The 834-nt window shown below is 31.9% G+C and carries 1 protein-coding gene; it reads left to right on the plus strand.

Annotated features, from left to right (window positions below; translation table 11 throughout):
- Positions 1-632 precede the first annotated feature (632 nt).
- Positions 633-834 (plus strand): hypothetical protein (locus CVN76_RS31580; protein WP_232732053.1); only part of this gene is annotated, 202 nt, incomplete at its 3' end.

The raw sequence follows: 834 nt of genomic DNA on the forward strand, positions 1-834 counted from the left end.
AAATAAAGATAAGATCAGAACTGTTACAAATAGAACTTTTAAATTTTTCAATACGTTTCCCCCTAGAATAAATAAACCAACAAACATCAAAGAATAGTTTACTAGAAACCCTTACCAATTTTAAAACAGTTTCTCAATTTTATCCAGATAAAAATGTATTTTAGAATAGTACCTATTGGTCAAGGAATAAGACAAAAAGAAATAACGCCTACACCCCTTGGCAACAAGTTATGAAAGTGGTTGGGGGGAGGCGTTATATGGAAGAGTAAGCTATCTATCCTTTAGGTAGTAAAGAACAGATTCCATTTTAATATCCAATCTGACTTAATCTAAATATCTTAAATGTGAAATCTAAATAATCCTGGAAATCTCTATTTTCCAGGTTGCAAGCTTCTTTATCAATTCCTATTAAGACAATTAATTTATGGATTAATCTATTGCTATTCTTATTACAGTTCTCCGCTGATAGCTTCAGTAGGTTGTTAGCACAAACACTACAAATCTAAGTTACACGCCTTGATTAACGTCGGATTGAACACGTTTTTGTTTGGACTTGATGACTAGGCTGTCAAACATGCCACTAAATAATGTTAAAATATACAAATGAACAGAAAAAGAAGGGGTTTTTAAAAATGCTACAAAATAAACGTTTTAAAGGCATTTCAATCGTTTTTGCAACTGCGCTATTTGTATCTTCCGTTCTGATTGTTTCTTCAAGTTATTTCAATAGCAAACAAATACAGTCGGAAACAAGTCAGTGCTATCAAAATAATGGGAACGTGATGTTAGAAATCCACAATCGTTTTACAAATGAGTTCTCTTTTGAGTGCCAAT

The organism is Bacillus sp. mrc49, from assembly GCF_002803435.1.